Here is a 14,208-nt window from a genome sequence, read left to right on the forward strand (position 1 = left end):
ATGTGGGTAGTGTGCCGGCGTGGTCGTCCCACCCCTCAGGAGGCGACAGTCGGCCGGATGCCCGTCAGACTGGCCGGTGGGCGGCGAGGAAGTCGGCGAGCACTTGGGTGTGGGTGGAGAACGCCAGCTCGACCGGCTCGGTGACGACCAGCCACTCGGTCGCCTCCTCCGTCGGCGCCGACGGAGGCAACTGCCCGGCGGCCTGCTCCGGCAGCGTCCCGAAGACCATCATGGTGCCGCCCGCCGGCGCCCCGTGCACCGCGAACAGCTGCGCGTCGTCGGCGGACGCCACCAGCCCCGTCTCCTCCCGCAGCTCCCGCACCAGGGCCTCCTGCCACGCCTCGCCGTACTCGATGAAGCCGCCGGGCAGGGCGAGCAGCCCGCGCGCGGGCTCGATGTCCCGGCGGACCACGACCACGCCGAGGCCGGCGTCGGTGCGCACCGGCAGCACCGCGACCGCCACCGGCGTCGGGTTGCGCCACACGGTCTGGCCGCAGGCCGCGCACACCCGGGGCCAGTCGGCTGCCGCCGGGTAGCCCGCGCCGCAGTAGGAACAGTGGGAGTACGGTGCGCCGGTCACGCCCGGCACGTTACCGCGTCGGCCGCGCGCCTCCGGCCCGGGTGCCAGCCGGCTGGCCGGGGCAGTGCGGGGCGCTGGTGGGGGCGGGTCAGGGGCGCAGGGCGGCGCGGGCGGCCATCAGGGCGAAGCCGAGCAGGTTGTCGCCGCGCCAGCGGGCCGGGTCCTGCGCGTCGGGGTCGCCGGCGGCCAGGCCGATGCCCCACACCCGGTCCACCGGGCTCGCCTCGACCAGCACCCGTTCGCCCGTGCCGAGCAGGAACGCGCGCAGGTCGTCGTGCGCGGCGAACTTCGCGACGCTGCCGGCCACGACGATGTCGTACCGGTGCGCCGCCCAGGCGGCCTCGTCGAAACCGCGGACCGCGCGCCCGAGCGCCTTGGCCCGCTGCGGGTGCCCGGCGGTGAGGACGCGTGCCGCCGTGTCGTGGTCGCCGAACAGGATGGCCTTGTGCCACATCATCCAGTGCTCGGCGGTGGCGTAGACCCGGCCGTCCACCGTGAACGGCGCGGGCCACCACTGGCTCAGGCAGCCGGCCCCGGCCGTGCCGTCCGGCCGGGGGCGGTGCCCCCAGAAGTGCAGGTAGCGGACGCGGGTGCCGGCGTCGCCCAGGGCGAGCAGATCGGCGACTGAGCGGGGCGACATGGCCGACAGTCTGCCGAACGCCCCCGACACCGCGCCGCCGGTTTACCCGTGGCCGGCCTGAGCGGGTCGACCCGCCCGGCCGGGTCCGGCCCTCGCCGGCCGTGGTACTTGCCGGCCCGGCCGACCTGCCGGGCCGATTGCCGAGCGGACCTGCCGGCCGCCGGCCCCGGCGGTCAGCCGGCCGGGGCCCCCGTGTACGCCTCCGTGGTCCGCCGCGCCGCCGCGGCGGCCTGGGCCGGATCGGTGCCGGCCGCCGCGCTCGCCTCGCCCCAGAGTCGGCTGACCGTCACCAGGAACTCCCGGCCCTCGGCCGAGGCGGCCCACTCGGCGCCCCGCGCGGCCGGGTTGTCGTCACCGCCGTCCCCGGAGTGCAGGTAGGTGGCCAGCCCGACCAGCCCCATGTCCCAGCCGACCCCGACCGCCCCCGGGCCGAACTGGTCCCAGATCGCGTCGTCGACGTGCGCGACGTGCTCCAGCGTGAACCGGGTCCGGCCGCCGGGCTCCGGGGACAGCCGCACCTCGATCCAGCTCACCTGGTCGCCCATCTCCCAGGTGGCGGCGAAGCTCTCCGGCGGGTCGCAGCGCTGCACCTCGCCACCCGCGTTGCCCTCGAACTGGTACCGGCCGTGCAGCCGCAGCTCCCCGCTGATCGGCAGGAACCAGCGCGGGATGCGGTCGGCGTTGGTGCAGGCGTCCCAGACGTCCTCGACCGGCGCGTCGTACGTCTGACTGATGGTCATGACCCGGGCCTGCCCGGCGGGCAGCACGCGGCTGCCCACCCGACGTTCCACGGCACTGATCTGGTGCGTCGCGTCGATCATCCTGGTCTCCTCTTCTCGGCTCTCTCGTTCTCGGGTGCCGCGGACGCCGGGGGCCCGGCGGCCTCCTGGGCCCCGGCGGCCTGCGTGGCCTCGGCGGACGCCGTGGCCCCGGTGGGCTTCCCGGGTCTGTCGGCTTCCGCGGCGAGGCGGCGTTCCCGGCGGCCCCGCGCCAGCTCGGTGGCCAGGGCGTGCAGGGGCGGGGTCCAGAACCGGCGGAAGTGGCCGAGCCAGTCGTCGACCTCGCGCAGCGGCTCCGGGTTGACCGCGTACAGCCGCCGGGCCCCCTGCGGGCGCACCGTGGCGAAGCCGCTGTCGCGCAGCACCCGCAGGTGCTGGGACACGGCCGGCTGGGAGATGCCGAACTCGGCCCGGATCACCTCGCAGACGGACCCGGCGCTCCGCTCGCCCTCGGCGAGCAGTTCGAGGATCCGCCGGCGTACGGGCTCGCCCAGCACGTCGAAGGCATGCACCCACCTCTTATATCAGAGCTGCCTTATATAAGCCGAGGTTGACCAAAAACTCCTCGGGCGGCGTGTCGATCCCGGCCGGTCCCGTTCGTATGGAGGGTGAAGGGTGGACGTGGAGGCCGGCAGCGTGCCGGCCGCGCGACCGAGGAGGACCACATGGGGCAGTACCTGATCAGCATCTATCACCCGGCCGACACGGGGCGGCCGGACCCGGAGTTCCTCGCCGGGGTGATGCGTGAGGTCGAGGCGATCCACCACGAGCTGGTGGAGGCCGGCTCCTGGGTCTTCGGGCAGGGCCTGCACGCGCCGGAGACGGCCACCGTGCTGCGGGCCGACGGCGACGGGATGCTGGTGACCGACGGTCCGTTCGCCGAGGGCAAGGAGTACCTCGGCGGGATCACCATCGTGTCGGTGCCGGACCTCGACGTCGCCCTCGACTGGGGCCGCCGCTACGCGCGGGCCACCACCCTGCCGGTCGAGGTCCGTCCCTTCGCGGGCGGATCCTGACCGTGCCCGGGCACACCGACGTCGGGTCCACCGACGTCGAGCGCGCCTTCCGCGCCGGCCACGGTCGCGCCGTCGCGGTGCTGATCCGCCTCCTCGGCGACATCGACCTCGCCGAGGAGGCGGTCCAGGAGGCGTTCGTCGAGGCGGCGCGGCGCTGGCCGGTCGACGGCACGCCGCCCAGCCCCGACGGCTGGATCATCACCACCGCCCGCAACCGGGCCGTCGACCGGCTGCGCCGGGAGGCGACCCGGGCGCGGCGGCACGCCGAGGCGGCCCTGCTGCACGCCCCGGCCGAACCGCCCGAGGAGGGGCCCGTGCGCGACGACCGGCTCCGGCTGCTCTTCACCTGCTGCCACCCGGCGCTCGCCCCGGCCGCGCGGGTCGCGCTGACCCTGCGGCTGCTCGGCGGGCTGAGCACCGCCGAGATCGCCCGCGCCTTCCTGGTGCCCGAGCCCACCATGGCCCAGCGCCTGGTCCGCGCCAAGGCCAAGATCCGCGACGCCGCCATCCCGTACCGCATTCCGCGCGACGCGGACCTGCCCGACCGGCTCCGCGGGGTGCTCGCCGTGGTCTACCTGATCTTCACCGAGGGGCACACCGCCAGCGCCGGGGAACACCTCGTCCGCGACGACCTGTGCGCCGAGGCGATCCGGCTCGGCCGGCTGCTCGTCGAGTTGATGCCCGACGAGCCCGAGACGCTCGGCCTGCTCGCCCTGATGCTGCTCACCGAGTCCCGCCGCCCCGCCCGCACGGCCCCCGACGGGGATCTGGTCCCGCTGGCGGAGCAGGACCGCAGCCGCTGGGACCACGCCCTCGTCGCCGAGGGGCACGCGCTCGTGCGCCGCTGCCTGCGCCGCGCCCGCCCCGGCCCGTACCAGCTCCAGGCCGCGATCGCCGCCGTGCACGGCGACGCGTCGAGCGCCGCCGACACCGACTGGGCCCAGATCCTCCAGTTGTACGACCACCTCGCCGCCCTCGCGCCGAGCCCCGTCGTCGCGCTGCACCGGGCGGTGGCCCTCGCGGAGGTACGCGGCCCCGCCGAGGCCCTGGCGGTCGTCGACGAGTTGGGCGGCGCAGCCTCGCCGCTGCTCCGCTACCACGTCTACCACGCCGTCCGCGCCGACCTGCTGCGCCGCCTGGACAGCATCGAGGAGTCCCAAGAGGCGTACGAGACAGCAATCGCCCACACCGCCAACACCCGCGAACGCACCCACCTCGCTCGCCGCCTGGCGGCGCTCGCACCCCCATGATCGTCTGTCGAGAAGTGAGCCGACACGCCGACGATCGTCTCCGAGATCAGCAGACGATCGAGGACGCCTTACCACATCCTCGCCCCGAGCGGGCCTCGTCCACAGCGGAGCCCCTGTCCACAGCCGGCGGCCGGCGGGGTTGCGGCGCGGGGACGGCCACCGACACCGTCCATGCCGTGGACGAACCGCTTCGAGCGCCGCTGGACCGCCATGACGGCCTGCTCACCCGGACGCTGGCGACCCAGGTGGTGCCCGCCTGGGTGCTGCGACACGCGGTGGACACCGGCGACCTGCTCCGCGTGCTGCCCGGCGTCTACGTCGAGTCGTGCCGGACGCGGCCGGGCCGTGCTGGGCTCGCCGCGCCCGCGCCTGGCTCTGCTGAAGTTGCCGTGCTCCCGCCCGGCTCGGCTGGGCTGGCTGCGCCTCTGTCCGGCTCGGCTGGGCTCGCCGTGCTCCCGCCGGAACTGCGGCACCGCGCCGCCGTGGCGTACGCCCAGGGGCGGGGCGCGCTCGGCGGACCCACCGCCCTGCACGCCTGGGGTGTGCGCCGGCAACCCGAGGACGAGGCCGTGCACCTCGACGTGCCGGCCCGATCGGGCCTCCGCTCCCGGCCACCGCACCTGGTGCTGCACCACCGGCACGGCTTCCGCCCCGAGCCGCCGCAGGCGGTGACCCGCCGGGGCCTGCCCGTCGTCCGGCTGGAACGGGCACTGGTCGACGCCTGGCCGCTGCTGCCGGCCGTGGACCGCCCCGCCCCGCTGATCCGCGCCGTCAACGACGGCCTGACCACCCCGGCGCGGGTCGGGGGAGCGTTCGGGGAGGCGCCCCGGCTGGCCCGCCGCGCCGCGCTGCGCGTGCTGCTGGACCGACTGTCCGCCGGCTGCCGCAGTCCCCTGGAGGTGTGGGGACACGACCACGTCTTCACCGGGGCGCAGATGCCCCGGCTGCGCCGGCAGTTCCGGGTACGGATCGAGGGGCGCACCATGTACCTCGACGTCTACGCCGAGCGGGAACGGGTCGACTTCGAGCTGGACGGGGCGACCGCGCACGGTGACCCCCGGCAGCGGGAGATCGACCTGCGCCGCGACGCGTTGCTGGCGACCCGGGGCATCCTCGTGGTGCGCTTCGCCCACCGCCGGCTGGTGCGCGAGCCGGCCCGGGTACGCGCCGAGGTGCTGGCCATCCTCGCCAGCCGCCGGGCGGGCTGACGGGCCGCCGGCGTGGGGAGGCCGGCGGTCAGTCGCGCAGGGTCCGCAGGATGCGGGCCAGGTGGGCCCGGTCGGCGGGGCTGAGCCCCCCGAAGAGGCGCTCGGCCTCGGCGTGCCGGGCGGCGCGGATCGCCGCGGCGACGCGTACCCCCTCGTCCGTGGGGGTGACCAGGGTGGCCCGCCGGTCGGCCGGGTCGGGGCGGCGGGCGACCAGGCCGCGCTCCTGGAGGCCGTCGACGACCTCGGTGGCGGAGCGCGGCGCGATGCGCAGGTGCTCGGCGAGCGCGCTGAGCCGCAGCGCGCCGTGCCGGGTGAGGACGCCCAGCGCCCGCGCCTGCCCGGGGTTGACCTGCCACGGTTCGAGGGTCTGCCGGGACAGGTGGCGCAGCCGGCGGGCGACGGCCCAGAAGCTCTCGGCCAGGCCCTCCTCGTCGGCGCTCACCGCAGTGGCGGGGCTCACCGGGATGTCGGCGCTCACCGGAATACGGTAGCAGAGAATGCTGTTGCTCCCTCATGATGAGGTAACCTCAGCATTGTTCCCGACGAAGGGCGGTCCCTTGGACACACCCACCACCCACCGCGAGGGCCGGGGCGGCCCCCGCACCGTCAGCCCCGCCGAGAAGGCCCAGGCCCGGCAGGTGCCGCTGCGCCGGGTCGGCCGGCTCTTCGCCCCGTACCGCTGGCAGCTCGCCACCGTCACCGCGATCATCGTGGTCTCCTCGATCGTCGCCATGGCCTCGCCGTTCCTGCTGCGTGCCGTGATCGACCGGGCCCTGCCGGAGCGCGACCTGACGCTGCTGTCCCGGCTGGTCCTCGGCATGGTCGCCGTCGCCGTCGTGACCGCCGCCCTCGGCGTGGTCCAGACGTGGCTCTCCACCCGCGTCGGCCAGCAGGTCATGCACCGGCTGCGCACCGACGTCTTCGCCCACCTGCACCGGCAGTCCATCGCGTTCTTCACCCGCACCCGCACCGGCGAGGTGCAGTCCCGCATCACCAACGACATCGGCGGCATGCAGACGGTGGTCACCTCCACCGCCACCTCGATCGCGTCGAACCTCACCACCGTCGTCGCCACCGCCGTGGCCATGGTGGCGTTGTCCTGGCGGCTGTCGCTGATCTCCCTGGTCGTGCTGCCGCCGTCGATCTGGCTCACCCGCCGGGTCGCCCGGATGCGGCGGGAGATCACCGCCCAGCGGCAGCGCGAGCTGGCCGACCTCAACGTCACCATCGAGGAGGGGCTGTCGATCAGCGGCGTGCAGCTCAGCAAGACCCTCGGCGCGGGCGGCGCGCTCGTCGACCGGTTCGCCGCCTCCTCGGCCCGCCTCGTCGACCTGGAACTGCGCTCCGACCTCGCCGGCCGCTGGCGGATGGCCTCGATGAGCGTCATCTTCGCCGCCATCCCCGCGTTCATCTACCTCGGCGCGGGCCTGCCCGGGGCCGCCGGCACGCTCAGCATCGGCACGCTGGTCGCGTTCACCGCCCTGCAGGGCGGGCTGTTCCGGCCGCTGATGGGCCTGCTCGACGTGGGCGTCTCGGTCACCGCGTCGATGGCGCTGTTCGCCCGGATCTTCGAATATCTCGACCTGCCCGTCGAGGTCGACGACCCCGCCGACCCGGTCGACATCGACCCGCGCCGGGTGCGCGGCCACGTGCGGATCGAGGGCGTCACGTTCACCTACCCGGGCAGCGACACCGCCGCCCTCGCCGGGATCACCCTCGACGTGCCGGCCGGCACCGGCCTGGCCGTCGTCGGGCACACCGGCTCCGGCAAGAGCACCCTCGCCGCCCTGGTCAGCCGCCTGCACGACCCGACTGCGGGCCGGGTCACCATCGACGGCGTCGACCTGCGCGACCTGCGGCTGACCGACCTGGCCGCCGTCGTGGGCGTGGTCAGCCAGGAGACCTACCTGCTGCACACCACCGTGCGGGAAAACCTGCGGTACGCCCGGCCGGACGCCACCGACGCCGAGATCGAGGACGCGGCCCGCGCCGCGCAGATCCACGATCTCATCGCCGCCCTCCCCGACGGGTACGACACCATGGTCGGCTCGCGCGGCCACCGGTTCTCCGGCGGGGAGAAGCAGCGCCTCGCCATCGCCCGCACCCTCCTGCGCGATCCCCGGGTGCTCATCCTCGACGAGGCCACCAGCGCGCTGGACACCGAGACGGAGCGCGCGGTGCAGCGGGCGTTCGACGAACTGGCCCGGGGACGCACCACGATCACGATCGCCCACCGGCTGTCCACGGTGCGCGACGCCGACCAGATCGCCGTGCTCGACCACGGCCGCATCGTCGAGTCCGGCACCCACGCCAGCCTGCTCGACCGCGCCGGCCGCTACGCCACCCTCGCCGCCTGACGGCGGCCGGCCCCGACCGGGTGGTCCGCCGCCCGGCACCCGCCGAACCGCCCACCCGCCCGAGCCCGGTTGCCTAGCCTCGTTGACAGGGAGGGGACGGGCGCGGGTGCGTCGGAACGGGCGGTTGGCGAGGATGCCGGACACGAGACGCGGTAGCGCCGCACCGAGCGGCGACTGCCCGGCGCAGTTGCCGCAGCGGCTGCGGCGGCGCGGTCGGCGCGGCCGGACGGACCCGTCCCTGCTCCCGACGCCGAAGCCCGGGTACTGGGGAGTGCTGACAGTGTTCCTGGCAGCCGTGCTGTTCAAGCTCCTGGTGGACGTCGGCGCGGGGAAGTCGATCCCCGACGCGTTCGACCGGTTCCCGCTGAGCTGTCTGTTCCGGTTGTGCGCCGGCCTCGCCGAAGTGCTGACCACAGGTGCCGGCGCGGGCCTGCCGACCCGGCTGGCCGCCCTGTTCCTCGCCGGTCTGACCTGCTGGGCCGGGCACGGCTGGCAGCGGGCACGGCTGGCAGCCACCCCGGGCCCGGTGGACGTCCGCGACCTCGTCGACGGCACGGGGGACGTCCGCGACCCCGTTGACGGCCCCGCGGGCCTGCGCCCACCCAGGACCGAGCTGCAGGCCCTGCTGCGCCGGCAGCTCTCCGAGACCCGGCTCTATCCGACCACGGGTGAGGCCGGCAAGCAGGCTTCCCGGGATTTCCTGGACGTGCTTGCCGTCGCGCCCCCGCTGCAGGCCGGATGGGTCGGCACGATCACGGGCATGATCAACTGGCTCGCCCGGGGCTGGCCACGGATCGCCTACGAGGTCACCGCCACCGTGGTCGCCCGGGACGCCGAGCCCCGGTGCGGGATGGTCGTCACGGTCACCTCCCTGGCCCAGGGCAGACGCAGCGCGATGACCACGGTGTGGGCAAGAAGCTGGGAGGACGCCACCAACGAGGCCGGCTACTGGGTGCTGGCGACCATCCTGCCGGTGACGAAGCTGGCCGGCCTCCCGCCCTGGCGGGCGTGGCGGGGACGCAATCTGCCCGTGGAGCTGTTCCGGGCGTACGACGAGGGCCAGCAGGCCCAGCGCACCCGACACTTCGACCTGGCGCTGTGGTCGTACGCAGAGGCGCTGCGGTGCGACCCGTTCAACCTGGAGCTGCGGCTGCTGGTGGCCGGGCTGTTGGAGGACCTGGGTCTGTCCCTGGAGGCGCTCGACGTCTACCACAGCGCGCTGACATGCGAGCAGGAGCAGCCCTGCGCCCAGATCGCCTCCCTGCCTGCCCTGCTGGACTGGGCGAACCACCTGTCGCGGTGGCTGCGGAACAAGCTCTGGTGCAGCTGGGGCCGCCGGCCGGACCTGCGGCTGCGATACCGCTACGCGTCGATCCTCGCCATCTCCGAGCGCAGCGTCTCGGAATGGTTCGTTGACGACGCCGTAGGGGAGCGTGCCGCGATGCGTGCGCAGATGCGGGAACGCCTGGGCAGGGCGTTCCAGGATTCGTTCGGCGACCTAGTGCCCTCCCTCAAGCCGTACCAGGGGCGGTTGGGCGAGATGCTCGGCGACGCGCGGAGCGAAGATCATCGTGCTGCCGAGATGGCCTTCCGGCGCGTCGCCCTGGCTGAGCTCGAGCGGCTGAACGGCGATCTCCGGGTGCCGTGGTCCCGGTTGCGCCGGTTCGGTCCAGCCGGGACCAACCTGACGGGCCGGTCGCTGGCGATGGCCGCTTCGGTGTGGGCACGGCTGCGGGTAGCCGCCGCGCTCCACCACTGGCAACAGGGAGCCGGCCGGCCCGTGGGTGTCGTGGGCCGGCCGGGGCCCGGCCCGGCGGACGACGGGCGGGACATCTTCCGCTGGGCGGAGCGCGAACTCGGTCAGGCGATCGGCGGTGGTGTCGGTTTGTTGGTGCGGCCCATGTCGTTCGCCGATCACTACGAGGCGGCCTGCGTGTACAGCCTCGTGCTGTGCTGGCCGGTCTCGGAGAACGACGCTGGGACAGCCGTGCGCAAGGCGGTGGCGCACCTGCGGGCGGCGCTCGCCACCCAGGAGACGCCGATCGCCGGCCACCTGCGGGACTGGCTACTCAGCGATGATCGGGACCTGGACCCGCTGCGCCGCCGCCCCGAGTTCGCCCACTTCGAACGGGAGATGTTCCCGCGTCCGGAAGTGGTTCCGCCCCGTTCGACCGACATCCTCAAGGTCTGCTCCCGCGCCTACGCCCGGGACCTGATCAGTCAGGCGGCGGACCTGCTCGAACAGCAGTGGCATCGCAACGCCGAACACGGCGGTGACGTGCACGACCTCCGGCGCTGGCTCGAACGCGACGTCGAACTGTGGCGCGTGCTGCGGCGGATCGCGGCGGACCGGGCCTGGTACTGGAAGGACCGAGCCCTGTTCATCTGCCTGGTCACCACCACGGTGGACCAGCCCGTCGTGCTCGCGGCGGGGTTCCCGCCGCCCTTTCCCAGTTTCTCGGAGGTCGAGCTGCCCGGTGATGGGGGTCTCGCCGGCCTGCGGGAATGGCAGGCCGAGTGCGCCGAGCGGCTGGCTTCACTGCACCAGTGCATCGAGGACATCGTGTTGCGGGTGGGGGCCGAGCCGCAGGCCGGAGTCGCCACCGAGGAGGCCGCGCTGACCTGGGCGGGCGCGGAGCTGCTCGACCACCGCGGCGGGCAGCTCGCCCCCGGGGAGCTGCCCGCTGTCTGCGAGGCCAGGGCGGGACAGTGGCAGCAGGCCGCCGCGCAGGTCCGTCAGGTTCCGCTGCACGTGGAGCGGCCACCGCGCGCGGACAACGCCAACCCAACCTGAGCCGACGCCGGACGGACCGGTAAACAGCCGGAGCAAGGGGCGAGGGGCCGATTGCGGGGTGGGATCGGGAAGTTGACAGTTCCGGCGGCGGCACCTGCCGTCGTGGCGGGGACCTCGATCGCCGCCTACCATCGAGCGACCGGTTTCACTGTTCGTTGTGCGGCACGACGGGGTGTTCCTTTCCGGCGAGGCTGCGGGACCGACGATTTCGCGGATTCTTCGGCGGCTTCGGGGCGGGGGGACATGACCGAGGAGAGGGTGCCCGAGCAGGGCCGGCGGGCGTACGCCGAATTCCACCGGCTGGTGGAGCTGATCGAGTCGATGGTGCTGCGGCCCGCGCGGCGCGGCTGGCGGCTGCCGCTGCTGTGCCTGGTGTCCCGGCCCGGCACGCCGTCGCCGCTGGCCATGCTGGCGCACGTGTTCGCCGCAGAGGAGCGCCGGGTGCCGCACGTCCGACTCGACGCCACCGGCCGGGACGTGCGCGCGCTGCTGCACGAGGCGTACACGGGGCTCGTCGCCGGCAACTTCGGCGGCGCGGACCGGCTGGCGTTCCGCCACTACGCGCTGGCCGACGGGCTCATGCAGGTGGACCTGAGCGGCGTGGCGACCAACCGGCGACGCCAGGAGCTGATCCGGCAACTGCGCGAGCGGATCTCGCAGCGGGCGGCCTCGGACGGGCAGCAGGCCCCGCCGGACCCGGGCGGTTGGCTCGGGGTGCTGCTGTGGTTCACCCTGCGGGTCCTGCCCCGCCTGATGTTCTGGCTGCTGACCAAGGGCTGGCTGTTCGGGGCGGGTCGCCGGTTCCGCTGGTTCCTGCGCCAGCAGTATCTCGCCCCCGAGCTCGCGGCCGGCGACTTCGTCGCGTTCGCCAGCCGGCTCACCGTCCCGTCCCGCCAGACGGAGGACCAGGAGCAGATCGACCTGCTGCTCGTGCACGCGTTCCTGCAGGACCTGCGCGTGGAGTATCGCCGCCGGCCGTGGCGGCTCAAGCCGTGGCGGCGCACCGCCTGCCCGGTGCTCCTGCTCGACGGCCTCGCCCCGGGCAACGGCGGGTACGCCCTGGTCAGGCTCATCAACGCGGTGCGCGACGAGACGGGCCGCTCGGATCCCCTGCTGGTCATCGCGAACGGCCACGACGTGCCGCCGGACGGGCTGTCGCCCACCGACCCGGCCGTCGCCGGCCAGCTCGTGCCGCTGGACGGGGTGGAGGGGGCGTACCGGGCGTGGCGCAGCGGCCTGGCGCGGGCCCGGCGGGCGCGGGAGGACAACGCCTGGTACCTCCAGGTGGAGGTCCCTGCGGCCGACCTCACCCCGTTCCGCAACCGGCTGTCCCGGATCGTGCCGCCCCGCCCGCCGTGGCTGGCCCGGCCGGTCGCCCTCGTGGCGCTCGTCGCGGTCGTGCTGACCACCTTCGGCGTGTGGCAGATCCCCGGGCAGGTGCAGCGGTGGCGGGCGGACTGCGAGTGGCCGCCGTCGGCCACGGGTGGGCTGGTGCACACGGCGGTCCGCGACGGCCAGTGCATCGGCTACAGCGACCACGGGCGGCAGCTCTTCAGCCGCGACGCGTCCCTGCTCGCCGTGCAGCGGCAGATCTTCGACCAGAACCGGGAGGTCGAGGCGGCGTGGGCCGTCCGCCGGGACCGGCCCCGGGTCACCCTCGTCTACTTCGGGTCGCTGACCAAGCCCGACGCGCTGCCCGGGGAGGAGACGTTCGCCGGGGAACGGGAGGAGTTGCAGGGCATGGCGGCGGCGCAGCGCCGCGCGTACCTGGAGGCCAACGACGACCGGGCCAACCCGTACCTGCGGATCGTGGTCGCCAACGCGGGCCAGGAGATGCGGTACGCCGCCGACGTGGTGCGGATGCTGGCCGACCTTGCCCGCGACGAGCCGACGGTGCTCGGCGTGGTCGGGCTGGTGGAGAGCCGCAAGGCGGTGCAGGACGCGATCAAGGCGCTGGGCGACCTCAACCTGCCCGTCCTCGCGCCGACCCTGTCGGCCGACCGGATCGCCGACGCCTCCAGCCGCTACCTGCAGATCTCCGCGCCGAACATCGACGAGGCGACCCTCGTGCACGACCACGTCACCGAGGTGCTGAAGAAGAAGCGGATCTTCAACTTCTACACGTACGGCAACGTCGACCCGGACGAGGGCGCGCGCGGCGACCTGTACGTCAACACGCTGCGCGACGGGCTGCGGTCCCGCTTCGGCGGCGACGCCTACCAGGAGACGTACTGGCGGCAGGGGGTCGACCTGACCCCGGTCTGCGCCGACCGCTTCGGCGACGGCGTGGTCTTCTTCGGCGGGCGCTACACCGAGTTCGGCGCGTTCGCCGCCCGGCTGGCCGAGAACTGCAGCGGCCGGGTGCCGCTGCTCATCGGCGACGACTCGGTCAACCGCTACCTGGCGAACACCGCCGCCCGCCGGCCCGCGCCGGACAACCTGCCTTTGGCGTACGTGGTCAAGGGCGAGCTGGCCTACTGCAACCGGGTCATCGGGGCGACCGACATCGAGCGCAAGCTCTTCCTCACCGACGTGCGGACGGTGCTGTCGCTGTGCCAGTCCAACTCGCCCATCGGGGAGCGGGTCGGGCTGGCCTACGACGCGACCCGGCTGCACCTGCGGGCGGTGCGCACCATCGCCGGCAACCTCTCCGCCCCCGCCGGCCGCGAGTGGAACCCCCGGGAGGTCACCCCCACGACGGTGTACGTCACCATCCGCGACGTCGCCGACCCCGCGTACCGGGGGGTGACCGGGCTGATCCGGTTCGACGCCAACGGCATCGCGGTCGGCAAGCGGCTCACGTTGCTCTGCGTGCCCAACATCCGTAGGGCGTTCGACTCGCCGTCGGACGTGCCGAGGGAGATCGACCGGCACCCCATCGACCCGGCGGAGAACAAGCTGTACGGCACCCCGCCACCCGACCGCCGGGCGTGCACCACGCAGGGGTGAGCGTGGCTACCGCCGCGCCCACTGCTCCTTGGTGATCTCGTAGAGCACGCCGCCGTGCTCGGCGCCCTCGATCATCGCCATGTCGTCGGGGACGGGGGTGGTCTCCGTGAGCGTCATGCCGAGCTTCTCCATGATGTTGCGCGAGGCCCGGTTGACGGTCATCGTCTCCGCCCAGACCCTGCGCACGCCGAGTTCCGTGAACGCCTTGCCCAGCAGGGCCCGCGAGCCCTCGGTGGCGTAGCCGTTGCCCCAGGCCGCCCGCCGCAGGCGGTAGCCGAGCTCGACCTCGTCCAGCGGGCCCTGCGGTGCGGGGCGCAGGATGAACCAGCCGACGAACGCGCCGCCGGCCTTCTCGTACGCGGCGAACAGCCCGAGGTTGCCGTTCCACTTCCGGTAGCCGGCGAGGATGTTCGGCAGGTAGCGCTCGCGGACGATCTCCGGCGCGGTCGGTTCGCCGCCGCTGAGGTAGCGCATCACCTGCGGGTCGCTGTCCAGCTCGATCAGCAGGTCCGCGTCGTCGGCGGTGAAGTGACGCAGCGTCAGGCGCTCGGTGTCCAGATAGGTGTCCACGCGCCGATCGTGCCCGAGTCGCGGCGGGCAGCCCAACGGGTTTTCCCGACGCAGCCCCCTCACCT

Annotated in this window: 12 protein-coding genes; 6 read left to right on the plus strand and 6 right to left on the minus strand. The window is 74.1% G+C overall.

Features of this window, described 5'->3' with window-relative positions; translation table 11 throughout:
• Positions 1–64 precede the first annotated feature (64 nt).
• From ACVMYR_RS24715 to ACVMYR_RS24730, 4 genes are all read right to left on the minus strand, one after another.
• On the minus strand, positions 65–580 hold the full coding sequence (locus tag ACVMYR_RS24715) for an NUDIX domain-containing protein (RefSeq protein ID WP_457122884.1): 516 nt from the start codon (positions 578–580) through the stop codon (positions 65–67).
• Between the two features lie 88 nt (positions 581–668).
• Positions 669–1,220: an NADAR family protein gene (locus ACVMYR_RS24720; RefSeq protein ID WP_198956563.1), complete on the minus strand. Its 552-nt coding sequence runs from the start codon at positions 1,218–1,220 to the stop codon at positions 669–671.
• 173 nt (positions 1,221–1,393) lie between these two features.
• The gene (locus ACVMYR_RS24725; RefSeq protein WP_353902265.1) at positions 1,394–2,041 is read right to left on the minus strand and encodes an SRPBCC family protein; all 648 of its coding nucleotides are present in this window, start codon (positions 2,039–2,041) and stop codon (positions 1,394–1,396) included.
• Positions 2,038–2,511, minus strand: coding sequence for an ArsR/SmtB family transcription factor (locus tag ACVMYR_RS24730; RefSeq protein ID WP_457122885.1), 474 nt, complete (start codon positions 2,509–2,511; stop codon positions 2,038–2,040). Before ACVMYR_RS24730 ends, ACVMYR_RS24725 begins: the two co-directional genes overlap by 4 nt.
• Before the next feature lie 153 nt (positions 2,512–2,664).
• On the opposite strand from ACVMYR_RS24730, the gene ACVMYR_RS24735 reads away from it, so the two are divergent.
• The 3 genes from ACVMYR_RS24735 (at position 2,665) to ACVMYR_RS24745 (ending at position 5,473) form a co-directional block, all read left to right on the plus strand.
• Positions 2,665–3,015, plus strand: coding sequence for a YciI family protein (locus ACVMYR_RS24735; RefSeq protein WP_043963364.1), 351 nt, complete (start codon positions 2,665–2,667; stop codon positions 3,013–3,015).
• The gene (locus ACVMYR_RS24740) at positions 3,012–4,265 is read left to right on the plus strand and encodes an RNA polymerase sigma factor (RefSeq protein ID WP_457122953.1); all 1,254 of its coding nucleotides are present in this window, start codon (positions 3,012–3,014) and stop codon (positions 4,263–4,265) included. Before ACVMYR_RS24735 ends, ACVMYR_RS24740 begins: the two co-directional genes overlap by 4 nt.
• 176 nt (positions 4,266–4,441) lie before the next feature.
• The gene (locus tag ACVMYR_RS24745; protein WP_457122886.1) at positions 4,442–5,473 is read left to right on the plus strand and encodes a DUF559 domain-containing protein; all 1,032 of its coding nucleotides are present in this window, start codon (positions 4,442–4,444) and stop codon (positions 5,471–5,473) included.
• 28 nt (positions 5,474–5,501) lie between these two features.
• Here the strand turns inward: ACVMYR_RS24745 and ACVMYR_RS24750 are convergent, their stop codons facing one another.
• Positions 5,502–5,951, minus strand: a complete 450-nt coding sequence (locus ACVMYR_RS24750; RefSeq protein ID WP_228986883.1) for a MarR family winged helix-turn-helix transcriptional regulator — start codon at positions 5,949–5,951, stop codon at positions 5,502–5,504.
• Positions 5,952–6,030: 79 nt separating this feature from the next.
• On the opposite strand from ACVMYR_RS24750, the gene ACVMYR_RS24755 reads away from it, so the two are divergent.
• The 3 genes from ACVMYR_RS24755 to ACVMYR_RS24765 all read left to right on the plus strand — a co-directional run bounded on the left by ACVMYR_RS24755 (position 6,031) and on the right by ACVMYR_RS24765 (position 13,573).
• Positions 6,031–7,830 (plus strand): ABC transporter ATP-binding protein, encoded by a 1,800-nt coding sequence (locus tag ACVMYR_RS24755; protein WP_457122887.1) that lies wholly within the window; start codon positions 6,031–6,033, stop codon positions 7,828–7,830.
• Between the two features lie 280 nt (positions 7,831–8,110).
• The gene (locus tag ACVMYR_RS24760) at positions 8,111–10,624 is read left to right on the plus strand and encodes a hypothetical protein (protein ID WP_457122888.1); all 2,514 of its coding nucleotides are present in this window, start codon (positions 8,111–8,113) and stop codon (positions 10,622–10,624) included.
• 243 nt (positions 10,625–10,867) lie between these two features.
• A complete protein-coding gene (locus ACVMYR_RS24765) occupies positions 10,868–13,573 on the plus strand; it encodes a hypothetical protein (protein ID WP_457122889.1) in 2,706 nt (901 codons plus the stop codon).
• Between the two features lie 6 nt (positions 13,574–13,579).
• Here ACVMYR_RS24765 and ACVMYR_RS24770 read toward each other — a convergent pair whose 3' ends face one another.
• Positions 13,580–14,143 (minus strand): GNAT family N-acetyltransferase, encoded by a 564-nt coding sequence (locus tag ACVMYR_RS24770; protein ID WP_077937761.1) that lies wholly within the window; start codon positions 14,141–14,143, stop codon positions 13,580–13,582.
• Positions 14,144–14,208: the final 65 nt, after the last annotated feature.

Source organism: Micromonospora sp. PTRAS2 (genome assembly GCF_054052245.1).

Coding starts and splice junctions, on each gene's coding strand:
- ACVMYR_RS24720 (WP_198956563.1), bottom strand. CDS start 1,220: ATGTCGCCCCGCTCAGTCGCCGATCTGCTCGCCCTGGGCGACGCCGGC.
- ACVMYR_RS24725 (WP_353902265.1), bottom strand. CDS start 2,041: ATGATCGACGCGACGCACCAGATCAGTGCCGTGGAACGTCGGGTGGGC.
- ACVMYR_RS24765 (WP_457122889.1), top strand. CDS start 10,868: ATGACCGAGGAGAGGGTGCCCGAGCAGGGCCGGCGGGCGTACGCCGAA.
- ACVMYR_RS24735 (WP_043963364.1), top strand. CDS start 2,665: ATGGGGCAGTACCTGATCAGCATCTATCACCCGGCCGACACGGGGCGG.